23 protein-coding genes are annotated in these 23,996 nt (G+C 36.7%); 12 read left to right on the top strand and 11 right to left on the bottom strand.

The window, feature by feature from the left end:
* Position 1: 1 nt before the first annotated feature.
* The 7 genes from BGO88_RS11550 to BGO88_RS11525 all read right to left on the bottom strand — a co-directional run bounded on the left by BGO88_RS11550 (position 2) and on the right by BGO88_RS11525 (position 7,697).
* Positions 2-955 (bottom strand): ATP synthase subunit B family protein, encoded by a 954-nt coding sequence (locus tag BGO88_RS11550; protein ID WP_286706980.1) that lies wholly within the window; start codon positions 953-955, stop codon positions 2-4.
* 150 nt (positions 956-1,105) lie between these two features.
* Positions 1,106-1,198 carry a T9SS type A sorting domain-containing protein gene (locus tag BGO88_RS17405; RefSeq protein ID WP_353743406.1) on the bottom strand — a complete coding sequence of 31 codons (93 nt, stop codon included), beginning with the start codon at positions 1,196-1,198 and terminating at the stop codon, positions 1,106-1,108.
* Position 1,199: 1 nt separating this feature from the next.
* Positions 1,200-1,916 (bottom strand): hypothetical protein, encoded by a 717-nt coding sequence (locus BGO88_RS11545; protein WP_286706979.1) that lies wholly within the window; start codon positions 1,914-1,916, stop codon positions 1,200-1,202.
* An 88-nt stretch (positions 1,917-2,004) separates the two neighbouring features.
* Complete coding sequence (locus BGO88_RS11540; protein WP_286706978.1) at positions 2,005-3,018, bottom strand: T9SS type A sorting domain-containing protein; 1,014 nt, start codon at positions 3,016-3,018, stop codon at positions 2,005-2,007.
* A gap of 112 nt (positions 3,019-3,130) precedes the next feature.
* Positions 3,131-3,472 (bottom strand): T9SS type A sorting domain-containing protein, encoded by a 342-nt coding sequence (locus BGO88_RS11535; RefSeq protein ID WP_286706977.1) that lies wholly within the window; start codon positions 3,470-3,472, stop codon positions 3,131-3,133.
* Between the two features lie 103 nt (positions 3,473-3,575).
* Entirely contained in the window at positions 3,576-4,751 is a 1,176-nt protein-coding gene (locus BGO88_RS11530) for a beta-helix domain-containing protein (protein ID WP_286706976.1), read from the bottom strand.
* 213 nt (positions 4,752-4,964) lie between these two features.
* On the bottom strand, positions 4,965-7,697 hold the full coding sequence (locus tag BGO88_RS11525) for a TonB-dependent receptor (RefSeq protein WP_286706975.1): 2,733 nt from the start codon (positions 7,695-7,697) through the stop codon (positions 4,965-4,967).
* Between the two features lie 183 nt (positions 7,698-7,880).
* Here BGO88_RS11525 and BGO88_RS11520 point away from each other — a divergent pair, with 183 nt between their 5' ends.
* Entirely contained in the window at positions 7,881-8,564 is a 684-nt protein-coding gene (locus BGO88_RS11520; RefSeq protein ID WP_286706974.1) for a response regulator transcription factor, read from the top strand.
* Positions 8,564-9,607, top strand: coding sequence for a sensor histidine kinase (locus BGO88_RS11515; RefSeq protein ID WP_056071946.1), 1,044 nt, complete (start codon positions 8,564-8,566; stop codon positions 9,605-9,607). Before BGO88_RS11520 ends, BGO88_RS11515 begins: the two co-directional genes overlap by 1 nt.
* On the opposite strand, the gene BGO88_RS11510 is transcribed toward BGO88_RS11515, so the two are convergent.
* A complete protein-coding gene (locus BGO88_RS11510) occupies positions 9,581-10,639 on the bottom strand; it encodes a glycosyltransferase (protein WP_286706973.1) in 1,059 nt (352 codons plus the stop codon). The two genes, BGO88_RS11515 and BGO88_RS11510, sit on opposite strands and share 27 nt — an antisense overlap.
* A 227-nt stretch (positions 10,640-10,866) precedes the next feature.
* On the opposite strand from BGO88_RS11510, the gene trmB reads away from it, so the two are divergent.
* Genes trmB through BGO88_RS11495 form a run of 3 tightly spaced genes read left to right on the top strand, consistent with a single transcriptional unit; the run spans position 10,867 to position 12,510 of the window.
* Complete coding sequence (gene trmB / locus BGO88_RS11505; protein ID WP_273238055.1) at positions 10,867-11,541, top strand: tRNA (guanosine(46)-N7)-methyltransferase TrmB; 675 nt, start codon at positions 10,867-10,869, stop codon at positions 11,539-11,541.
* A 1-nt stretch (position 11,542) separates the two neighbouring features.
* The gene (locus BGO88_RS11500) at positions 11,543-12,169 is read left to right on the top strand and encodes a LysE family transporter (protein ID WP_056071955.1); all 627 of its coding nucleotides are present in this window, start codon (positions 11,543-11,545) and stop codon (positions 12,167-12,169) included.
* 11 nt (positions 12,170-12,180) lie between these two features.
* Positions 12,181-12,510 (top strand): MGMT family protein, encoded by a 330-nt coding sequence (locus BGO88_RS11495; RefSeq protein ID WP_286706972.1) that lies wholly within the window; start codon positions 12,181-12,183, stop codon positions 12,508-12,510.
* Between the two features lie 32 nt (positions 12,511-12,542).
* Here BGO88_RS11495 and aqpZ read toward each other — a convergent pair whose 3' ends face one another.
* From aqpZ to BGO88_RS11480, 3 genes are all read right to left on the bottom strand, one after another.
* Positions 12,543-13,250, bottom strand: coding sequence for an aquaporin Z (gene aqpZ, locus BGO88_RS11490; RefSeq protein WP_056071958.1), 708 nt, complete (start codon positions 13,248-13,250; stop codon positions 12,543-12,545).
* Between the two features lie 96 nt (positions 13,251-13,346).
* Positions 13,347-14,669, bottom strand: a complete 1,323-nt coding sequence (locus BGO88_RS11485) for a sensor histidine kinase (RefSeq protein ID WP_286706971.1) — start codon at positions 14,667-14,669, stop codon at positions 13,347-13,349.
* Complete coding sequence (locus tag BGO88_RS11480; RefSeq protein ID WP_286706970.1) at positions 14,656-16,014, bottom strand: sigma-54-dependent transcriptional regulator; 1,359 nt, start codon at positions 16,012-16,014, stop codon at positions 14,656-14,658. The genes BGO88_RS11485 and BGO88_RS11480 overlap by 14 nt, the downstream gene beginning before the upstream one ends.
* Before the next feature lie 142 nt (positions 16,015-16,156).
* Here BGO88_RS11480 and BGO88_RS11475 point away from each other — a divergent pair, with 142 nt between their 5' ends.
* The 7 genes from BGO88_RS11475 to BGO88_RS11445 all read left to right on the top strand — a co-directional run bounded on the left by BGO88_RS11475 (position 16,157) and on the right by BGO88_RS11445 (position 23,970).
* Entirely contained in the window at positions 16,157-17,395 is a 1,239-nt protein-coding gene (locus BGO88_RS11475) for an efflux RND transporter periplasmic adaptor subunit (protein ID WP_286706969.1), read from the top strand.
* Between the two features lie 2 nt (positions 17,396-17,397).
* Positions 17,398-17,835: a hypothetical protein gene (locus BGO88_RS11470; RefSeq protein WP_056071968.1), complete on the top strand. Its 438-nt coding sequence runs from the start codon at positions 17,398-17,400 to the stop codon at positions 17,833-17,835.
* A 54-nt stretch (positions 17,836-17,889) separates the two neighbouring features.
* The gene (locus BGO88_RS11465) at positions 17,890-18,588 is read left to right on the top strand and encodes an ABC transporter ATP-binding protein (RefSeq protein WP_286706968.1); all 699 of its coding nucleotides are present in this window, start codon (positions 17,890-17,892) and stop codon (positions 18,586-18,588) included.
* Between the two features lie 53 nt (positions 18,589-18,641).
* Positions 18,642-21,074 carry an ABC transporter permease gene (locus BGO88_RS11460; protein WP_286706967.1) on the top strand — a complete coding sequence of 811 codons (2,433 nt, stop codon included), beginning with the start codon at positions 18,642-18,644 and terminating at the stop codon, positions 21,072-21,074.
* Positions 21,067-22,371, top strand: coding sequence for a TolC family protein (locus tag BGO88_RS11455; protein WP_286706966.1), 1,305 nt, complete (start codon positions 21,067-21,069; stop codon positions 22,369-22,371). The genes BGO88_RS11460 and BGO88_RS11455 overlap by 8 nt, the downstream gene beginning before the upstream one ends.
* Positions 22,372-22,525: 154 nt before the next feature.
* The gene (locus BGO88_RS11450) at positions 22,526-23,653 is read left to right on the top strand and encodes an Mrp/NBP35 family ATP-binding protein (protein ID WP_273238042.1); all 1,128 of its coding nucleotides are present in this window, start codon (positions 22,526-22,528) and stop codon (positions 23,651-23,653) included.
* 77 nt (positions 23,654-23,730) lie between these two features.
* Positions 23,731-23,970, top strand: coding sequence for a NifU family protein (locus BGO88_RS11445; RefSeq protein ID WP_056071984.1), 240 nt, complete (start codon positions 23,731-23,733; stop codon positions 23,968-23,970).
* Positions 23,971-23,996 lie beyond the last annotated feature (26 nt).

The raw sequence follows: 23,996 nt of genomic DNA, 5'->3' as shown, positions 1-23,996 counted from the left end.
GTTAATTTTTGATATTTGAATCGTTTATTTTTTCTTCTAATTCCAGCAGTTTTTTCTGCAGCACCTTATTCTCTTTGTTTAATTCGATAAGATAGAGCGTGAGTTCCTCGATTTTTTCTTGTTGGATTTTTGTTATTTCTCCTAATTCAATCCCTTCTTCTTTTACCTGTTTTGCAGAAGGCATATTTGGTAAATGCTTGTTTTGGCTGATAAAAGTTTCTACTTCTTCAAGTGATTTTAGATTATAGTTTTTATCAAAAACATAATCAGCCCAGTCGCTTTGAAGATTGACGCGTACTTCTTCAGTCAATATACCGCCTTTTACAAATAGATTATAAGCAGCAACATTTACAGAGCCTGCTGTTGTAGGAAAGTTTCCGAACCCGTATCCAATGCCTACTTTTCCATTAAATTTTAATTGGTCCTGAGCAAAATCTCCCCAGATTAGTGGATTAACAGATTGGCCATTATTTTCGATTACAAGTCTATTATTTGTAATCTGTCCAAAGCCTACACTATTACCAATAAAAATGTTATTACTCCCAGCTCCCGCATGTCCGGTATCTGTGCCAATAAATACGTTTTCGTTGCCTTCATAACCACCACCTGCACCACTTCCAATAAAGGTGTTGTGGTTTCCATTATTTGAATCTCCGGCAGTTGCTCCAATATATGTGTTGTTAGATCCTGAAACGTTTGCAGCTCCGGAAGAACTACCGTTAAATAGATTTGCGTCTCCTGTGGTATTTAAAGAGCCACTCTTATCCCCTATGAATGTGTTGTTACTTGATAGATTATTTTTTCCAGCCTGATATCCATAGAACGTATTTTGAGTTCCACTTGTTCCCGCGTTTAAGCCTCCACTCGTTAATGTTGCTGTTGAAGACACATTTTGTGAAAATGATGAAATGCAATACAATAAGAATGATGTGTTTAAAAAGTTTTTAAGTTTCATAATTAAAATTTTAAGGTTGTTGAGTTGTAAAGTTATTTAAAAAAATAGCAGAATTTACTTCATAAAATGACTTTTGTATTTATAAATGACTGAAAATCAAAAAGCCCCAATACTATTGGGGCTTTGTTTAAATGATTATATTTTTAGGATTTATTTAATGAGTAGTTTTCTAGTGGCCGTTTTTCCTTCTTCTGTTATTTTAACGATATAAACACCGTCTTTTAGATTAGAAACATTTACAATATCAGTAGCAGTAGTGTTTACTACTTATTTTCCTAAAACATTGTAGATAGTAACTTTTTTTTTCAATGTTAGTATCTGAAACGATGTAAAGTTTTCCATTTGTTACAGGGTTTGGATAAAGTTTAAGCCCAGCGATGTTGCTTTCTTTAACTCCTAAAGAGTTTCCAGTTAACTTGATATCGTCAATTCTGAATGCTGAAACGGTTGAGGGAGGGTTTTTAAAACGGATTCTTAAATTTTGTGTTGCTGGGATTGCACCAGTTGTAGTAATCAACGACCATGTAGTTAAACTGCCAATAATTCCTGTGTAAGTTAATGGGGCCCAAACAGTACCATCAGGACTTGTTTCAATTATTATAGTATTTGAATTTTGAGAATTTCCTTTTAATTGCCCAAATGAAAGTGTGATGTTTGAATAATTTGAAGTATTTATGCCTTCAATCATAAAAGTCTTGTCTGTTGCAAAAATAGCAGTACAGCCACCGCCTGAAGCTCCTTCATAACCAGAGGAGGGCATTGCGATATCCGGATTGTTTGGCAATACCATTACTGCATCGCCTGTAAAAATAATGGGATTACTATTTTGGAAAGTATGACTGGCAATAGGAGTCTGTGCAGGATTAGTAGGTGGGGTACCCATATTCTCTGAAAAAATGACAGTTTGGGAGTAGCTATTTCCAAAAGAAACTGCTAGTAATAAAATGTAAAATTTCCTCATATTTTTGTTATATTTTTTGATTAGAAAACAATAATACAAAAAAAAAGCATCCCTATTGGGATGCTTATATTATTTTGAAAGAAAGGAATTACTTGATAACTAATTTTCTAGTAGCTGTTTTTCCTTCTTCAGTGATTTTAACGATATAAACACCACCTTTTAGGTTAGAAACGTTTACGAATTCTGTAGCAGTTGTATTTACTACTTGTTTTCCTAATACATCATAGATAGCAACTGTTTTTTCAACGTTAGCATCTGTAGTGATGAATAATTTTCCGTTTGTTACCGGGTTTGGATAAACTTTAAGTCCAGCGATGTTGTTTTCTTTAACACTAAGGTTTGCTGGAGTTACGCTAGCCCAAGTTGAGCCAAGTCTGATTTCGTCAATTTCGATATTTCCAGTAGTTCCAGCGCTAGAAGCCAAAGATCCTTGTCTGATTGCCACGCCAAGAACTGATGCAGGCGCTGCAGTAGTTCCGGTAGCATTTGTGGCGCCAGCTGCAGATTCTGAACTGCCAGGAGTTGGATTTGCCCAAATACTTGCAGTATTACTTGCTATATCATATTTTACAACAACAAAAATAGTTGTATTGATTGGAAAATCAGCGGTTAAGAATGAAGGTGCGGCAGTTCCACCACTATTATTTAAAACACCTAAATTTACTGTATTTTCAGCTACTCCCTGCTTAACATATATACGTCCTTGAAAAGCTGTTGATGCAGCACCTACTGTAGAAGTTGCTGCTAAGAAATAATCTCCAGAAGCATGAGAATTTACAGCCATTCCAGTAGTATTTTGTACTTTTATTAAGGCTGAAAAATATGCTGTTGTAGTAATAGGAGCACTACTTGCTTTGTTTAAATCTTCTGAATTTCCAGAAACGATTGCTACACGGTTTCCTGAAGAAGCAGCTAAACCTGCAAAAGATAAGCTATTTCCACTGTCGCTAGCTGTGCTTAAAATTTGTACTTGTCCAGCAGTACCACTGTGATTAGTCCATCCATTAGCATTTAATGCACCTGTTCCCGAGAACGGCTCTGTGAATTGTCCGAAGGCAAGAGTACCAGTCAATAATAATGATAAAGCGTAAAGTTTTTTCATGTTAACTTGTTTTTTGTTATAAAAATGTACTGCAAAGATAGAAACAATTTGTCAGAGACAAAAATATCTGTGTAAATTTATAGTTAAATGTATTTAGAGGATTTAATTACAACTATTTGACTATTAGCTTTCTAGTGGCAGTTGCTTCGCCTTCCTTAATTTTTATAATATAAACACCCGGCGAAAGTGAAGAAACATTAAGCTCTTTTGAAGTCACAACAGACTGCAAAACCTTTTTGCCAAGTACATCATAAATGGCAATTTCTTTGTCTAAAGTTGATTTTGATGTAATATAAATCTTACCATTACTAACGGGATTTGGATAGAAACTCAAACCTTCGATGGTGCTTTCCTGTGTTTTTCCATTAGCCGCCGGCCTTGACTCTTGAGCCGAAACTCTTGCAGAGAAAAGGAACAGGAAGAAGAATATAATATAAAAGTATTTTTTAGCCATAGCGTGGATTTGGTATTGTAAATATATAAAACATATTTCAATTATTATACCAAAAAAAATGCCTTTCATTTTGAAAGGCATTTTGTCATATTAATTTAGGTTATTATAGACCAACAGTCCAACCTTGAGCCCATGATGGAGTCGCAGTTCCGTTTCCGGCACCTGTAGCAGTTGTAGATTCTGTATAGATTGCAGCTACGTTTACTGTTTCGCCGGCTGTATTTTTACCTGCAGATTTTGTAGTGATGTTGTCAAATCTAACATTAGTAGCTTTTAATGTACCGTCAGCTACATATCCAATGCTTTCGTTGTGTTGAACGTCGAATCCTGTAACGAAATTGCTCAATACCAGGTTGTCAAATTTACCTTTAGTACCTACTCTTAATTTCAATGCCTGAGATTCGCTTCCTTGTGCACCAAGTCCAATAAGTGTAAGGTTTTTGATGTTTGGATTAGCAATTGGAGTTGCAAGGTGATTGTTAGAGTTGTTATCAGCTTCGATACCTCTGTTTCCTCTTCCAAGACCTAATTTCCCATACCAGTTTTCGTTAGTTCCGTTCCAACCTTCAGTCCAGTCGAAAGAATCGTCTTCATTTGAAGTAGAGATCAAATATTTAGTGTTTACTGTACCTCCGAAAAACTCAATGCCGTCGTCAGCACCTTCGTGTACTTGTACATACTCGATAGTCGTTCCACTACCAACACCAAATAATGAAAGTCCATTGAATTCTTTTTCACTGTTATAAGCATATCCTGAATACTCAATTCTTAAGTATCTGATTGATCCTGAATTGTCGTTAGCCAATGTACCACCGTAAGTCAAATCAGAAACCTCTGCAGATGCTGTAGCACCTTTGTTGATTGGAGCTTTACCACAGATTACCAAACCTCCCCATTTTCCTGGAGATTTTACAGAACTTGTCATCACTACAGGATTAGTAGCAGTACCGTTTACGAAAATTTGGCCTCCTTGTGCAACAGCAATATATCTGATGTCTTCTGTTGAATTGTCAGGTCTTGCTGTAGCTTCAATAATAGCTCCAGGCTCGATTGTTAATTTAGCTCCGTTTGCAACAACTAATTTACCGCTCAATTTATAAGTAACACCTGTTTTTAGTACTACTTCTCCATCATTAATTGTTCCTTTGAAATTGTTAGCATCAAGAACGAAAGTTGAAGAAGGTCCGTTGTTGTTTCCATCATCACTTGAACATGATGTTAATACAGCTGCAGATGCAAGAAGTGCCATGCTGAAAGCTTTAAAAAGAGATTTTTTCATTTGTGTTGTTTTTTATTAATTTTCTAATGCAAAAGTGGAGATTAGGCTTTAGTTTGCGGTTAAAAGAATGTGATGATATCGTTATATTAGTTTTTATTATTTGTAAATAAAACGTTATCAACTCAAAGCAAATGTTAACTGAAAAACAGTGGCTGCAAACAAAGAAAAATGGCCGCGTTAGCAGCCATTTTTAGATTCTTAAATATTGTTTTTTTAGAACTGATAGGTCAATCCAAGGTTTAAACCAACACCTTTTTTATAGGAAAGAACCGTAATGTCTTCCGTTCTGTTTTCCTGAACTCTTTTAACTTTTGGGTCTAAGATGTTTCTGGCCGTAAAGTTGATTCCTAGACTTTTGTTCAGTTTGGTTTTTAATATAAAATCAAGAGAACCAATTGCTTTGTCAACCAGATTTCCTTTAGTTTCTACTCCCAAGGCATAAAGACGGTCAGAAGAATAGGCATATGCTAATGTTGCCATAATACTGGAATCACTCTTGTCCCATTCTTTGATATAGGTAAGATCTGCGTTCATCAATAAATCTGCTGCACCAGTGAAGCTGTCTTTAGAGCTTGTAAGGTTAATGTTGTAACTAGTCTCTTTTCTTACTTTTTCTGAATCAAGATCCTGGCTTGTTTTCATATAAGAAGCATTAAAGCCGGCAGAAAGTTTGCTTCTGTTTGCCGAATCAACTTCAAAAACATTCTTTCTGATTTCAAATTCTGCTCCAACCACATATCCGGTGTCTCCTGTGTTAAGGAAAGAAATATCGTTAGTTGAAGAAGCCAGGGTGATTTCGTTGATTGGGTCAAGAATGTATTTACCAAAAGCACCTACAGAAATGATTTCTTCATTTTTTGGGAAAAATTCCCATTTTAAATCCACATTATAGTTTTGAGAAGGATAAAGGTCCGGGTTACCTACTTTAATTTCTGTTACATCTTCATAAACAAAAAGAGCTCTTTCCTTAAATTGAGGCAATGTGTAAGTCTTACTTGCTCCAAAACGCAGGTTTTGCTTGTCATTTAGCTCATATTTCAATACGATGCTTGGCAAGATTTCGTTTTTGTCAAAAGTGTTGCTTCTTCCGGAATTGTCCAACTGAGTTCTCCAGAAAACTTTTTGATATACTTTCTCGGCTCTCACTCCGATTAAAGATGTCAGTTTTTCTGAAAGCTTATATTCTAAGTTGAAATAACCGGCATGGATTTTTTGATCACCTGTGTAGATTTGTGGTGTTAGTCCACTGAACGCTTCAATTTGAAAAGCACCATTGTTGTAGGCTGTCTGATTAAAGAAAGCATCAAGATTGTAAGGATCTACAACAGTATTCATCTGGTCTGTTGCGATTCTGAAGTTAAACTGTATCGCGTCAAAGTCTCTCTTTTTGAATCTTCCGCTATATCCTACAGTCAATTTACCTTTTTGGCTTCCGTCTTCTGTTTTTCCGAATTTATAATCGGCAGAAACATTGGCTGCCAATTCATCTTCAGTCAGGTTTTGGAAATACCTGTGGTTGTCTGTTGTTGTGTTTACGCCTAATACATAACCGTTGAAATCATTAATATACTTTAAAGTGTTTTGCGTTCTGTCTGGCATTTCACTCTTAATTCTGTTGAATGAAGTTCCCCAGTTTAAGTCAATTTTGTCAGTGATTTTATGGGTTCCCAATAATTGATTAATCATCAATTTGTTTTGAGTATAGGTTCCTCTACGGATAAAACCATTGTCATCTTCTGCAAGGTCACGAATAAAACCTCTGTATTCATCATTTACTTGCGAAGAAGAGTTAACAAACAGGAAGTTATAATTGATTTTGTGGTCAGGATTTATACGGTAAGCCGCATTAAACATTCCTGTTGTATTGGTGTTATAAGAATAGGTTTTCTGGTCGAAAGATTTTAGCTTAGCTCCTTGGGCGCTCACACTTTGGTTAATTCCTTCTCTATAACTAAAACCATTAGCAAATCCGGCAGTTGCAAACAGACTTAGACGGCCTTCGTTTCCAATGTCGAATGATTTACCGGCCTTGAAGTTGGCATTTCCTCCATAGGGCGCTTCTTTTTCAGGAATCAGGCTGTTTTTAAAACTGTATGAGCCCAATGGGTTGTTTGGAAGGTCAGCATTCGAATATCCGAGCTTATTTGGTCCCTGCTGTAGTATGAAATTATCCTGTTTGATGGCATTGGTGTTTACAACAGAACCTAATTCTATTTCAAAAAGACCATTACCTTTGAAATCTTTAGAAATAATATCTACGTTACCGCCTGCAAAATCTCCAAAAATTCTAGGGTTGTAAACTTTGTCAATTGAAATATATTCTACGATATCAGTAGAAAAAAGATTCAAGGCGATGTTCTTTTTTTCCGGATCATTTGATGGAATAGGCAAACCATTCATTGATGTAGAATTGTAACGGTCACCTAAACCTCTGACAAAAATATTACCTGTACCTTCTTGTTTTGAAATTCCGGTAACTTTAGTAACTGCACCGGCCGCATCACTTACTCCTTTTCTTGAAAGTTCCTGTGCGCCAATGTTTTGCTTGATTTCAACTGCTTTTTGCTGTTCCATTAAAAGAGCGGTTTCTTTTTGTCTGCTCTGTACGGATTCAATCACTACGTCTTCCAGGGTAACGCTTCCGGAACTTAATGCCTTATTTATTGTTTTTGTTTCTCCGGCCTTAATCGTTACGGTCTCTTCCTGTGACTCATAACCTAAAAAGGCAAAAACCAGCACATGAGTTCCCGGCTTTACAGTTAAAGTATATTTCCCATCCATATCTGTTTGGGCTGCTGTGGTCGTTCCTTTAACTGTGACTGTTGCAAATGGCAACGTTTCGTTATTCAAATCCTTATCAGTAATTACTCCTGAAATCGTACTTTTGCTTTGTGCAAAACCAAGAGTGCTAAGCAATAAAGTAATGAATAATAGTTTAATTTTCATTTGTGTGTTGTTTAAATTTGCGCAAAGGAACGGTCGTTTTGTAAAGCTGATGTTAGCGACCTGTTACTTTTAAGTTTCAGGAACTTTACTAAATTGTTACGATATTAAATTACAGTTAACACATATAATCCTTTTGTTTTATATTTACATTTACAACCGCTAAACGCAAATTTTTTCCTAAAGATGAAAAAGAAAGATATTAAGATTTTATTGGTTGATGATGAGCAGGATATCCTGGAAATTGTAGGGTATAATCTTTCACAGGAAGGCTATCAGATTGTAACGGCCAGCAACGGGAAAGAGGCTATACTTAAAGCCAAAAAGGAGTTGCCGCACCTGATTATTATGGATGTGATGATGCCGGAAATGGATGGAATGGAAGCCTGTGAAAATATCAGAAAGCTGCCGGAACTGAGCAACGTAATCATTACTTTCCTGACAGCAAGAAGTGAAGACTATTCACAGGTTGCCGGGTTAGATGCCGGAGCAGATGACTATATTGCAAAACCTATCAAGCCAAAATTACTGGTGAGCAAAGTAAAATCATTGTTAAGAAGGCTAAAAGAGGAAGATCAGAATTCGGAAACCTTAAATGTAGGCGGTATCGAAATCAACAGAGAAGAATATAAGATTATCCAGGACGGAAAAGAAATCATATTGCCAAGAAAAGAATTTGAACTTTTCTATTTGTTAGCATCAAAACCTGGAAAAGTATTCAAGAGAGAGGAAATTCTGGACAAGGTTTGGGGCAACGAAGTTATCGTTGGCGGAAGAACAATTGATGTTCATATCCGTAAGTTAAGAGAGAAAATCGGAGAAGAACTGTTCAAAACCATTAAAGGAGTTGGCTATAAATTAGAAGTTTAATGTCCGTAAGTTTCAAGAGAACATACCGTTTTGCGGTAAAATCATCGCTGTATATTACTTTTTTCGCAACCGGAATGGTGGGAATACTGACCAGCGTGTTTTTTACTTTCTCTTGGAAATTCTGTCTCATTTTTGCCTTGGGCATTGCCATTTTTTCTTTCTTCGTTTTACAATACCGCGTAGAAAGATTTATTTACAGAAGAGTGAAAAAAATCTATGATGATGTTTCACTTCTTGAATCTACTAATTTCAGGTCACAGCCAATAACTACCGATATGGCTACGCTGACCAAACAGGTGAAAAAATTTGCCACCGACAAAAAACTCGAAATCGAAACCCTGAAAGTTCGTGAAGAATACCGAAGAGAATTTATCGGGAATGTTTCACATGAATTAAAAACGCCTTTGTTTACTGTTCAGGGATATCTTTCAACGCTTTTGGATGGCGGAATGAAAGACAAAACCATTCGTAAAAAATACCTTCAGCGTGCCGAGAAAGGAGTCGAAAGACTAATCTATATCGTGCAGGATTTGGATATGATTACCAAACTGGAAGCCGGTGAATTGAATTTAGTGAACACGCGATTTGATATTTTGGAAGTCATCCAGAATGTTTTCGATTTGTTGGAAATGAAAGCATCGGAGAAAAACATATTACTCATGTTCGATTTGAAATATGTGAAACCTATTTATGTATATGGCGACAAGGAAAAAATACAACAGGTAGTTACCAACCTTGTCGTCAATTCCATAAAATACGGTAAGGAAGACGGTACTACAGAAGTCAGTGTGGAAGACCTTGTCAACAATAAAGTCATTGTGCGTATTATGGATAATGGTGACGGTATTGAAAAACAGCACATTCCAAGACTTTTTGAGCGTTTTTACAGAATTGACAAAAGTGGTGCGAGAAGCGAAGGTGGCTCAGGTTTGGGACTTTCTATCGTAAAACATATTATTGAGGCCCACGACGAAAAAATCTATGTCGAGAGCCAGGTAGGCAAAGGTTCAGAATTCTCATTCACCCTCGAAAAGACAAAATAACTTATTCCAGGTTATTGCAGTCCCGAAATTTTTTAATCCTTTAAACAGGTCAATTTCCAGAAGATTTTCAATCTTGAAATCTTCTTGTCTGGCAAAAGGAACCAATCCTTCCTTCTTTAGTTTTTTGGCTAGATATTCCTGTTCGTATTGTCCGGGAGTTGGGATAAAAAAAGCTTTTTTGCCAAGCTGTGCGAGGTCCATAATTGTAGTGTAACCGGAACGGCACAGTACAATTTCACTTTCGTTAAATGTGTTTTCCAGCTGCTCCGTATTCATAAAGTTGTAATAAGTCACATTGCCTGCTTGCTCAATTTTTTGCTCAGGCTCAATTTTTCCTTTAATAAAAACTACTTTCCCTTTGAATTGTCCCATTTCCTGAGTTAGTTGGGCTTCCAGCATGCCGCGTTGCGGTTCTGGGCCGGATAGTATAACCATCAGATCGTATTTCTTATCCGTAGGCTTTCTGTGGAGCCGGCTTAAAGGACCAATGTATTTTATATTCTCTTCCGGATTCTCAAGATGGCCTAATTTTCCGGAAAGATTGGGTTTGGTTTCAACATCCGGAATCCAGCACTGGTTGAATTTTTTAATGATATGCTGATGTACCTTGCTGGAAATCCATGTCGTATTTCCCGTCAATACATTAAGCTGGTGTGTAATAAAAACAGAAGGTATTTTTTTGGAATACACCCCAAGCCTGTTGTCTGAAATGATTCCGGCAATATCATATTCATCAATCCATTGGCGGATAGTCTTTTTCTCCTGAAGAATGGCCTCAATCATTTTTGGAGAATTCTTAATCATTTTCCATTTAAAAAAAGCACCGTTCTTAGCATATTCAATGTGGTAAGATGGCAGTTCGAGGCTTTGCAGATGCGGAAACTCTTTTTGGAGCATTTGCAGCGCTACTCCATCCGAAGCTATAATCGGAGTATAACCGTTATTTTCAAGAGCTTCTATAATAGGAATGCATCTTGTGGCATGGCCCAGGCCCCAATTCAATGGAGCCACTAATATTTTTTTTGAAGACATGGCTTTTCGGTCCTGCTGTTAAAAGTTTAAAAATGGTCAATACTGTCTGGCTTCTGTATGGTAATTTTTCACCTTCTTAATTTCCTTAATCGGCAAAAAAGAACGAATTGTGATTGATAATAAAAGCCCGAATACTAGCTTCAAATCCCGAATTAAATTTCAGGCAAGATAAAAGTAATTCAGTTCATATATATTTCCTTAATTTTACCAAAATTTTAAATTAAGCCGTGGGAAGTAAAAATAAGCTAAAACGATTTAAAGAGAACGCCACTTTTGGTAATGTTTTTCAGCCAACCAGAGAAGAAGTAGTGGGTGGCGAATTTCCTTTGAAAGGAAAATGGAATACCTCTTTTTTTAAAAATGATAATCCGCTTGTTCTGGAATTAGGTTGTGGAAAGGGAGAATATTCCGTTGGATTGGCCGAAAAATATCCGAATAAAAACTTTATTGGAATCGATATCAAAGGAGCCCGTTTTTGGAGAGGTGCTAAGACTGCTGTGGAAGATGGAATGCAAAATGTGGCTTTTGTAAGGACACAGATTGAATTGATTGACCATATTTTTGGAGAAAATGAAGTAGATGAAATCTGGATTACATTCCCGGATCCGCAAATCAAATACAAGAGAACAAAGCACAGGATGACCAATTCGCAATTCCTGCAGCTTTATAAAAAAATATTAAAGCCGGATGGAGTCGTAAATCTGAAAACGGATAGTGAGTTCATGCACGGTTATACGCTTGGATTATTACATGGAGAAGGACATGAGGTTTTGTATTCGAATCATAACGTCTATAAAAACGAAGGCAGTCCGGAAGTGGTGACAAGCATCCAGACATTTTATGAGAAACAATATTTGGAAATTAATAAGGCAATTACCTATATTAGATTTAAAATAAAATAATATGGCAATTGCAATGGCGCTGTTGTGGGGGATTTTGCTATCCGCTGTTGGAATTGCTCTTCCGGGGCTGATAAACATGACGGCTGCTAAAATAAGCGTTCGTGATGGACGTACACGTGCAGTTTATTTTGCTGTGGGTGCCACAGTTGTTGTATTTTTTCAGACCTATATAGCCGTTGCATTTGCGAAATTTATAAACAGCAGACCGGATATTATTTACCTGCTTCAGGAAATAGGTCTGGTTTTGTTCGCATTGCTTACTATTTATTTTTTCTTTATTGCAAAAAAGCCAAAACTTAAAGAAGAAGATAGCAAAATAAGAACAAAAACAGGAAGGTTTTTCCTGGGAATGCTGTTGTCCGCTTTAAATTTTTTCCCAATACCGTATTATGTCTTTGTCAGTATTACTCTGGCGAATAACGGGTACTTGCAATTCACACCTACACTGATTTGGATGTTTGTACTTGGAGTTGTTGTAGGTTCCTTCTCAATTTTTTATATCTACATCGTTTTTTTTAAAAAAATAGAGCACAAGACCAATTGGATGATGGAAAATATGAATTACTTTTTAGGCTCCGTTACTGGGCTGGTTGCCATCATCAATCTGATCAAGATTTTTAGGAATTAAATTTTTCAGAAATGAAAGAAGAAAATTTTTTCCAAAAAGTGTATGAAGTCGCAAAACAAATCCCTTACGGAAGGGTTACTTCCTATGGCGCAATTGCAAAATATCTGGCTTCTTCAGGATCAGCGAGAATGGTGGGTTGGGCAATGAATGCCTCTCATAATAATGAGGATATTCCGGCACATAGGGTGGTGAACCGTGTTGGGCTTTTATCAGGAAAACATCACTTTGACGGTACCAATCTGATGCAGCAGCTTTTGGAAAATGAAGGCATTGAAGTTGTAGATAATCAAGTTGTGGATTTCGAAAAACATTTCTGGGATCCGGCAATTGAATTAAGATAAGAAAAAGGCGGGAAATTTCCCGCCTTTGTATTTTAAGATTCGTCGTTATTCTGCAACAGGAATTTATAAGCAAATCCGGCAAGAATCGCGCCCAGAATAGGAGCCGCCCAGAACAGCCATAATTGTGAAATATATTCACCTCCGGCAAAAAGAGCCTGAGAAGTTGATCTGGCCGGGTTTACAGAAGTATTCGTAATTGGAATACTGATGAGGTGAATCAGGGTGAGTCCAAGCCCGATTGCAACTCCGGCAAATTTTCCGTTTGCAAATCTATCCGTAGCACCAAGAATTATAATCAGAAAGAAAAAGGTGAGAAGAAGCTCTGCTATGAAAGCGGCTTCTAATGAATAGCCTTCAGGAGACAGGCTTCCAAAACCATTTGCTGCAAAAGCACCCGCTTTTGTTGCATCAATTGAAAAACCTTCTTTTCCGGAAGCAATTAAATATAAGACCGCTGCAGCTGCTATTCCTCCTGCTACTTGTGAAAGAATGTATGGCACCAGTTCTTTTCCTGAAAATCGGCCACCGGCCCAAAGACCAAATGAAACAGCCGGATTAAAATGTCCTCCAGAGATATGCCCAACAGCATAAGCCATTGTCAGTACTGTAAGTCCGAAAGCCAAAGCGACTCCGGCAAAACCAATTCCCAGATTTGGAATTCCCGCAGCATATAAAGCACTTCCGCATCCTCCAAAAACCAACCAAAACGTTCCAAAAAACTCAGCAAATAATTTTCTCATAAGTATAAATTATTAAGTTAATTAACACAAATTTATGATAAAAAACAAATTATTGTTAATTATTTTGAATTATTTGATTAAATTGTCGTAATAATTCTACAATAAACAAATTGTAAAGCTTGTTCGCCCATTATCATTACTATGGCTCAGGTAGCCGCCATGGGCCTCGATTATATTTTTTGATAACGTAAGACCAATACCTGCGCCTTCTTTGCGAGTTGTGAAAAAAGGGAGGAAAATTTTCTCTTCAATAGCCGGATCGACACCCGTTCCGGAATCGCATATCGTAATAAAAGTCCGGCCATTTTTTTCTTCAGAAACAATTTCAATTTCCTTTTTTTCTTTGCCTTCCAAAGCATAAATGCTGTTTGTTAGCAAGTTGATAAGAACCTGTTCGATTTGAAGCTTGTCGGCTTTAATTCGCCTGTTTGATTCAATTGTATTTTTTACGATAATATTTCCTTTCTTGAAAAGTGGCGCCATAACCTCTAAGGTGTTTTCAAGCAAAGGTTTTAGTTCTACTACTTCCTTGTCTGGTGTTGGAAGCATGGCGAGTTTGCGATAGCTTTCTACAAAATTCTGAAGGTGATCGCTTCTATGGATGATGGTCGTAACGCTCTGTCTGATGTCTTCTAAATCTTCCTTAGACAAAGATTCCTGCTGCATCAGTTCATTCAGGTTTTGTGTAAGAGAGCGGATTGGCGTGATAGAATTCATCAATTCATGCGAAATGACTTTCATCAGGTTAATCCAGGCTTCTTTTTCTTTTTTCTCAATTACTTTTTGTATGGAATCAAGCAATATAATATAATACTCTCTATCGAAAGTTTTTGTTTTGGAAGCTTGAAGGATGAAGGTTTGCGAAGCTTGTTTGCTTATACTGATTTGTAATGAGGTCTTGATTTCCTGAAAACTCCTTTCTTCAATAATGGTACAAAGCGAAGGCAACTGATTTTTTAAATAGTGCCATTTTGAAACTTTTGGTACCTGAAAATGATTCGAGAAATAATCATTCATCAAAAAAATGCTCCAGTCTTCATGTTCTTTTTCTAAAATCAATACTCCTGTTTCTATATTATTCAGGATAGAGCGATAAACCAAATCTTTAGACACCTGTTCGTTTTGTTTTACTTTCAGATTATCATAAAGTTTAAAAAGCGTTTTATAATTTTCAAAAGAAGCATGTTTTGAAAAATCGGCAGAAAAGTCATTGTTCAAAATAGCCTGTATTGTCTTGTCATAGAATAAAAATATATTTCTTATGGCAGAAAACAATTCCAATATAAGGATGAGAACCACCAAAAGCAGAAAGATTGAAGTATAAAACAGCCCTTTCTGAAATAAGAAAAAACAAATGGTGATGCCTGCCAGGATAGCGCAGAATCGCAATAATAGTGCTGTATTTCTATTCGGAGCCATTCGGATTGTCTATTTTATATTTTTCCATTCTTCTGTATAATGAGGCCCTGGAAAGGCCAAGCTCTTCGGCAGATTTGCTGATATTGAAATTGTTCTTTTGCAGTACTTTTTCAATGGCAGATTTTTCAACATCAGAAAGTTGAACGTCATCGTTACTTTCCGTTTTGGAAATAACATCCAAATCAAGATCGGAAACCGTAATCGTATTGTTTTCGCACAGGATAACAGCGCGTTCGATGCGGTTTTCCATTTCGCGTATATTTCCATTCCAGGAATGCCTTTCCATTTGTGCCAATGCGTTGTTGTCGAAAATAATTTCACTACGATCGTATTTTTCAATTATCCTGGCAAGCAGGAAATTGGCTAATGGAACAATATCGTCTTTTTGTTCGCGAAGCGGTGGCAGCGTGATTTCCATCGTATTGATCCTGTAGTAAAGGTCTTCCCTGAAATTCTTTTGGCTGACTTCCTGTTTGAGATCCATGTTGGTAGCCGTGATTATTCGAACGTCCAATTGTCTGGGTTTTGCTTCGCCCAAACGTGTCACCGATTTGTTTTGTATGACCTGCAGTAATTTTGCCTGCAATTGCAAAGGAACATTTCCTATTTCATCCAAGAAGATGGTTCCTTTTTGAGCCAGTTCGAATCTTCCGGGCGTATCATTTTTGGCATCGGTAAAAGCGCCTTTGGCATAACCAAAAAGTTCGCTTTCGAAAATATTATCGTTTAAGGAACCCAGGTCCACGTGAACAAAAGGAAGAGTATTTCGATTGGAATTTTGGTGGATATAATTCGCCAATACATACTTTCCTGTTCCGTTTTCCCCTAAAATTAAAACGTTGGCATCTGTTTTTGCTACTTTTTCCGCAAGGGAATACGCTTTCTGTATGCCGGAAGAACTTCCAATAAAAAAAGTGTCTTGTTTAGGGGCTTTTGCTGTTTTTTTCTTTTCTTTCCGGTTTTCTTCAACGGCAGCCTTTACGACCCCCAACAGTTTTTCATTGTCCCATGGTTTCAGAATATAGTCGAAAGCACCGGCTTTAAGACCTTCAACGGCCGTTTCTACCTTTCCAAAAGCAGTCATCAGAATTACTGTGGTCTGTGGTGAAAAAGTTTTGATTTCCTTTAAAAGATAAATTCCTTCCCTTCCGTCTTCAAAGCCTATTCTGTAATTCATGTCCAAAAGAATGACGTCAATTTGATTTTGGGACAGCGTATCCAATATGTTTTTAGGATTATTCAGCGTATAAATGGTTTCAAAATGCTTCTTGAGGACCATCCTCGAAGCAAATAAGATGTCTTCCTGGTCATCAATCACTAAAATTGTGGCTTGTGTTTTTTTCATCGACTGTTCGTTTTTGGACAAATAGTGTTCATTATCGGACACTTGAGATTTTGTTTAAAAAAGAAAAGCCTTATAATATAAGGTTTTGTAATTTTTAAAATTGTGGCACAAAATTGTTAGTTAGTTCCGCAAATAATTTGATATGGACACTATCGTTCCTCGTAAAAGTAGAAAAAATAAATACCTGTTAATTGGTTTGCCTCTTTTTTTATTGGCAGCCTATATTGTGTTTTCCTCTGTGACTAAAAAAAGAGGTTTGGATGTCAAAAAGGGAGAAATCACAATTAAGACAGTTGAGAATGCCAATTTTGAAGATTTTATTGTTTTTCAGGCAAAGGTAGAACCGCTCAACTCAATGTTGCTAAACGTAATTGAAGGTGGTTCTATCCAGGAAATTTTTGTAGGCAATGGCGATTTTGTACAAAAAGGACAGCCTTTGGCGCGATTGTATAACCCGAATACAGAATTAGGTTATATGACACAGGAAACATCTATGATTGAACAAATCAATAACCTCAATAAAGTAAAATTGGATTTGAGAAACCAGGAATTGAATCTTGCAAAAGACCTGGTGGCCATAGAACATGATTATCTGGATGCAAAAAGTTTGTATGAGCTGAATGAGAAACTGTTCAAAGAACAAATTCTTTCAAAAAATGAATGGGAAAAAACACAGGAAAATTTCAGGTTCCAAAAAGAACGAAAAAACATAATCCAGCAAAGTATCCAAAAAGAAAAACAGACGAACCAGATTCAGATTGCCCAGATTAACCAGTCGCAGGCAATCATACAGAAAAGCCTGAACATTCTTAGAAACAACAAAAAGAACTTTTTGGTTACGGCACCATTATCAGGGAGATTATCATCTTTTGAGCCGGTTTTGGGTAAAAATTATCTTGCCGGAGAAAGTATAGGGAAAATTGATGTCATGAAGGGATATAAATTGCTGGCAGATGTCGATGAGTTTTATCTTGAAAAAGTTTCGGAGGGCCAAAAAGGTGAAATTGAATACAAAGGAGAAATGGTTCAGGTAACGGTTTCGAAAGTAATTCCGGAGGTAAAAAACGGCCGGTTTCAGGTGGAACTTAATTTCATGAGTACGGAAAAACTGGATCTTAGGCAAGGCTTGAGTTTTGGAGTCAGACTGCTGCTTTCCGGAAAATCTAAAAGCACAGTGCTTTCAAAAGGTAGCTTTTATGAAGATACTTCAGGCAAATGGATTTTTGTTGTAGAAGGTGATAAGGCGATTCGAAAAGAAATTAGTCTGGGGAGAGAAAATCCATTATATTATGAAGTATTAGGGGGATTGAAAGCCGGTGATAAAGTGGTGACTTCATCTTACAAAGACTATAAAGAAATTGAAATTTTAAACTTTAAATAATTATGCAGAAATTTTTATTACTAGTAGCATTCCTGATCCTGAATTTTTTTCAGCTTTTTGCTCAGGAAAAAGGAACTAATAATCATATCAAGGCAGAAGGAACTCATTTTACGGAACCTGTAAAAGATAAAAAATGGGCCAATGAAAATGGAAATACTTATACAAAAGCAAGATATTCAGAATATGAAGGAGAAACTTTTGTGAAGATTACTGCCTCAAAAGATGCCAATACTTTGTTGAAATATGACATCAAAGTAAAAAAAGGAACATTGGAAATGAGGGTAGTAAATAGCCAGAATGAAGTATTGTTTCAAAAATCATTTTCTAAGGACGAAAAGGGAGAAACAGAAGTGTTGTTTCAGGAAAACCAGGAGTATAAAATCAAGTTCCTTGGGCAGCAGACAGCGGGATCGTATTTCTGCCAATGGATAGAAAAATAAATCATCATCAGTTTCAATCATCAATCAAAACGAACAATCAAAAAATCAAAAATCATGATCAAAATTCAAAACCTCTCAAAAGTATTCAGAACAGAAGAAGTAGAAACCAAAGCGCTTAATGAAATTTCATTAGAAGTAAAGCAAGGCGAATTTGTAACCATTATGGGAGCTTCAGGCTGCGGAAAATCAACATTGCTAAACATTGTCGGACTTTTAGACGATGTTACTTCAGGAAGTTATCAATTATTGGGGAAAGAAATCCGCGGGCTAAAAGAAAGTGAAAAATCAAAAATAAGAAAACAGAACATCGGTTTTGTTTTCCAGAATTTTAACCTGATTGATGAGCTTTCAGTATACGATAATATCGAATTGCCTCTGATTTACAATAATGTGAGTGCTTCGGAAAGAAAGAAAAAAGTAGAAGCGATGGCGGAACGTCTTGCCATTTCACACCGATTAAAACATTTCCCGCAACAGCTTTCAGGAGGACAACAGCAAAGGGTTGCTGTGGCAAGAGCGTTGATCAATGATCCTAAAATTATATTGGCTGATGAACCAACAGGTAACCTGGACAGTAAAAACGGAAATGAAGTGATGGAACTTCTGACCGATTTGCATGCCAATGGAGCCACGATTTTAATGGTTACCCACTCGGATTATGATGCTTCGTTTTCCCAAAAAACCATTTTGATGAAGGACGGTATAATACTTTCGGAAAAACTGAACAGCAGAAATGTGAACGTTTTACTGTAAGCAGTTTAAAATAAAGAAATAGGGTTTAATTATGAATCTCAAAAATTAGTATTATGCTAAAAAATTGGCTAAAAATATTTTTATATCAGATTAAAGACAACAAGATTTTTACAGCTCTAAATATCCTGGGGTTGAGTATGGGGATTGCAGGGTTGATTTTTGCCATTCTCTATTGGAATGATGAGCATTCCTATAACGAATGGAATCCTGATAAGGAAAGAATATTTCTTTCTATTTCTGATCTTGGCGAAGATATGCTTTGGGCTTCGAATGTAGCGGGGTTCGAACCTTATTTTAAAAATTACAAGGAACTGGAATCTTACTGCTATTTTAATACAGATTATGATGAGGATATGGTAAGCTATAAGGGGAAAAAAGAAACCCTGAAAATTACGGATGCCCAGAAAACTTTTTTCGAATTTTTTCCATTCGAATTTATAAAAGGGAGTCCTCAAAATGCTTTGGCAGACAATAACAGTGCGGCATTATCTGAAGAGGCGGCCCAAAAATTATTCAGAAATGAAGACCCAATAGGAAAAGAAGTTACCTATTCCGAAAAAAAGTATGTTGTAAGAGCAATATATAAAGTTCCGGGCAAGTCTTCCATGGCGCCGGACGTTATTATTAGCACAATCGATAGAAGATTGGAAGGAGACAGGACACAATGGGGGAATTTTAATTATGGACTGATGCTCAAATTAAAAAATCCTCAACAGACAGGGCCGGTGAAATTAAAATTAGAACAACTGCTGTATGAAAACAGGGAATTGAAATGGGCAAGAGAACAAGGAATTACTCCGGAACAATGGAGGGAGAAAAATAGAGAGGGTCATCTCTCTAAAATTATTTTGGAACCATTAACCGCAGCAAGATTACATGCCATCACAGAAAGTTATGGAGAAGGAAGGGGAAACTATCAATTCTTGTTGATAATGATGGGACTGTCTCTTTTAATCTTGACGCTTTCCATTGCAAATTATGTAAATCTGGCAACGGCAAATGCCATAAAAAGGGCAAAAGAAGTAGGTGTCCGAAAAATAATTGGAGCCACAAGAGGCAATATTGTCAAGCAATTTATTTTTGAAACAATGCTGATGGCAGGTTTTGCTATCTTGATTTCATTAGTAATTGTAGAGCTTTCCCTGCCTTATTACAATGAATTTTTGAATAAGAACCTGATTATCCATAGCGGACAGTTCTACCTGCAAATTCTTTTAATATTTGGTCTGGTGGTATTGCTGGCAGGTATCTTCCCGGCAGTATATGTCTCAAACTTTGAAACTTTAAAAGTATTGAAAGGCAATTTTGGAAGAAGCAAAAACGGAATCTGGCTCAGGAACGGCATGCTGATTCTGCAATTTGCCATCGCTTCTTTCTTTATTGTAGGGTCGTATATCGTTTACGAACAGGTTTCCTTTATGAACTCCAAAGATTTAGGATTCAAAGGAGATCAGGTTGTTCAGGTTAATTATAGAAATCCCTATGATTTTAAAGAAAAAGGATATTTGGAAAAAATAGTGCTGCGTTATGAAACAATCCGTCAGGAATTGTTGAAAATAAAAGGAGTAAGGCAGGTTTCGATTGGGTCTTTTGACTTTGGAGGTGGTGCCCAGGCTTCTTCGGGATATGAATATAACAGGAAACCTATCCAGGGCAGTAATATGGCAATCGATTTTGATTTTCTGGACATGATGAATATAAAACTGGCAAAAGGAAGAAACCTTTCTCCTTCGCTTTCAACAGATACGATAGAAAATATTCTGGTTAATGAAACCGCTTTACGCATGATGAATGAAAAGGATCCGATTGGTAAAGAAATCAATTGGAACGACAAAAAGCTAAAAATTGTGGGTATTGCAAAAGATTTCCATGTTAGTGGTCCTCAGGACCAAATTCCGCCAATGACGATTTTTCATTATAAAACCATTCCGTGGATGATTCAGAACGCACATCAGATTTTTGTAAAAATAGATGCGGAGCATATGGAAAGTGCGATGAAAGAAATTGAAAATTTCTGGATTAAGAAAGTAGATACGGAATACCCGTTTAAATATGATTTTGTAAACAAAAGTTACGCAAGGTCTTACCAGGCCTACGTGAACCAGAGAAATTTATTTTCATTGCTGAATTTTATCGTGATATTTATTGCGTTGTCCGGTTTGTTTGCCCTGGCTTCCTATTCCATCCAACGTAGAATGAAAGAAATAGCCATCCGAAAAACGCTGGGAGCAGAAACAAAGACCCTTCTGCAAGAGCTTTCCAAACAATATGTGGTTTTCTGTATTGCCGGTTTTCTGATTGCCCTGTTTCCTGTTTATTTTCTGCTAAACAAATGGCTTGAAAATTTTGCTTACCGCATTGATATTTCAATTGTTCCGTTTGTTGTAGGGTTTGTTGCGCTTTTATTGCTAATGCTGATTGTGGTATTGTCAAGAGCCTATCAGGCCACAAGAGTTAATGTCTTGAAATATCTGAAATATGAATAAGAAATTAATTTTGAGCTTGCTCCTAATTACTTCGGGCATTTTTGTTAATGGCCAGGAAAACTCCTGGTCATTGCAAAAGTGTTTTGATACGGCTTCGCAAAATAATATCGATATAAAAATCAAGCAGCTCGAAATCAACAGGGCCAAAAAGCTGTATACGCATCCGCTTTTGGAACTTTTTCCAACAGTAAATCTCGTAGGCAATCATAGTTATAATTTTGGTTCGACTATTGACCCAAGTACCAACAACAGGGTGAGTTCTGATATCCAATACGACAACATGAGTTTAGCAGCCAATGTGAACCTTTTAAATTTTGGAAATCTGGCAACTGCCCAAAGAGATAAGATAAACATAGAATTGGCCCAGGCAGACAAAGAAGTAATAGAATACGAATACAAGCTGCAATTACTGGAAAAATATTTTGATGCCTTGTTTTCACAGGAATTGGTCAAAATTCAAAAAGAGCAGATACAAAATACCACCTTTAACTTAGAGCGTATTAAAAAAGAAGTTGAAATTGGCAATAAGCCCGAAAGTGATCTGTATGATATCCAACTCAGTTTTTCGCAAGATGAAAAAGGTTTACTTGAGGCAGTGCAGTTATTTGAAACCCAAAAATTACAACTTTTTCAACTGATGAACTTTGCGATAGAAAATCTGGAAGCCGTAACTTTTGAAGTCTATCTTGCTGAAGAAACAGAACCGGTAGATAAATCGGTTTTTAAAAATCCAAAAATCGAATATGCTGAATTATCGTATAAAAGGTCCAAAAAAGAAATTTCAATATTAAGATCAGACAATCTTCCTTCCATTTCAGGATATTATAGCCTTTCGACATTTTATTCTTCGCCCATAAATCAACCCAATGAGAATATGCCAAGTTTCAAATCCCAATTTGATGATAATAAAAATCACGAAGTAGGGCTAAGACTCAATATTCCGGTATTCAACGGATTTAAGAGAAACAGGCAGATTACCGCATCAAAAATTGAAGCGGAAAAAGTCAAATTGGTTTCGGAACAGGAAAAAATCAGAATACAGCAACAGGTGGAATTGGAAACAACCCGGAAAAAACAATACATGCAGCTCGCTTCTAACCTGCAGAATACATTGAAATATGCCAAAGAATCATTCAGAACTACGCAGGCAAAATTCACCAGTGGAAAAGTAGATGCCGTGATTTATACATCGGTAAAAAACCAATTGCTGTCTTCAGAATATGATTTCCTGAAGAATAATTTACTCGTACAGTATGCTTCTCTGAAGATTAACCTAATCCAAAAAAACGAATTGTAATTACTTTTCAAAGCAATAACCCGCTTAGTCCAAATTCGTCTATCAAACCATAAACTTTTTCAATCTATTAACTTTACATTACAAAGTTTTCATGCTATCTTTGCAATTTAAAATCAGTCTAATTTAAAGGCTTGAAAAAGAGAGCTATACAAAAATGAAAATAGATAGGAAAGAAGTTCTTAAAGCATTGGAAACTATTACCATTGCTGGGGAAGGTAAAAATATGGTAGAAAGCGGAGCAGTTCAGAATGTACTTACTTTTGGAGACGAAGTAGTAGTAGAGCTTACGCTTGCGACACCGGCACTACACATTAAAAAGCGTGCAGAAGCTGACATCATCAAAACAATACATGAAAAGGTTTCTACAGAAGCCAAAGTAAAAGTCAACATCAAGGTTGAAACACCTGAAAAGCCTGAAATCAAAGGAAAATCCATTCCGGGTATCAAAAACATTATTGCCGTAGCTTCCGGTAAAGGAGGCGTTGGAAAATCAACGGTTACTGCAAACCTGGCAGTAACATTGGCAAAAATGGGCTTTAATGTAGGGGTACTTGATGCAGATATTTATGGTCCGTCAATGCCTATTATGTTTGACGTAGAATCCGAAAAACCAATTTCGGTTACCGTTGATGGAAAATCTAAAATGAAACCTATCGAAAGCTATGAAGTCAAAATTCTTTCAATCGGGTTTTTCACAGCACCAAGTCAGGCTGTAATCTGGAGAGGGCCTATGGCGTCAAAAGCGTTGAACCAGATGATTTTTGATGCGGACTGGGGAGAATTGGATTTTATGCTAATCGATTTGCCACCAGGAACAGGTGACATTCACTTATCAATCGTTCAGTCATTGCCAATAACTGGGGCAGTTGTAGTGAGTACTCCACAAGCTGTAGCATTGGCAGATGCAAAAAAAGGAGTAGCCATGTTCCAATCCGATTCAATCAATGTTCCTGTCTTGGGAATTATTGAAAATATGGCCTATTTTACACCTGAAGAACTACCTGAAAATAAATATTATATCTTTGGAAAAGAAGGAGCTAAGAATCTTGCGCAAGATTTGGAAGTTCCGTTTTTGGGAGAAGTTCCAATCGTACAGTCTATCCGCGAAGCGGGAGATTATGGACGTCCGGCTGCCTTGCAAACGGCTTCTCCTTTGGAAAAAGTTTTTGAAGATATTGCCAGAAACGTAGTTCAGGAAACAGTATATAGAAATGAAAACCTGCCACCTTCTGAAGCCGTAAAAATTACGACAATGGCGGGATGCTCGGCAGTAAAAAAATAAGACATTTAGAAGGTTTTGGATACGATTCCTAATTTGTCCGGAAACTAAAATCTAGTTTGTCCCAAAAAAACAAGATTATGACAACAGAAGAAATTAAATTAAACGTAGAGAAGGCATTGGATGAAATTCGTCCGTTTCTTGAGTCAGACGGAGGAAATATTTCACTCATTGAAATAGAAGATGACAAACATGTCAAGGTTCGTCTTGAAGGAGCCTGTGTTGGTTGCAGTGTGAACCAGATGACATTAAAGGCCGGCGTTGAAACTACTATAAAAAAATACGCTCCGCAGATTGAAACTGTGGTGAATGTAGCCTAAAATATAAACTTTGCGTCAGGGAGTAT

This window comes from Flavobacterium sp. 38-13 (assembly GCF_001899155.1).
GTDB lineage: Bacteria > Bacteroidota > Bacteroidia > Flavobacteriales > Flavobacteriaceae > Flavobacterium > Flavobacterium lindanitolerans.
The sequence above is the reverse complement of the archived record's forward strand: the minus strand, read 5'-3'. Positions and strand labels throughout refer to the sequence as shown.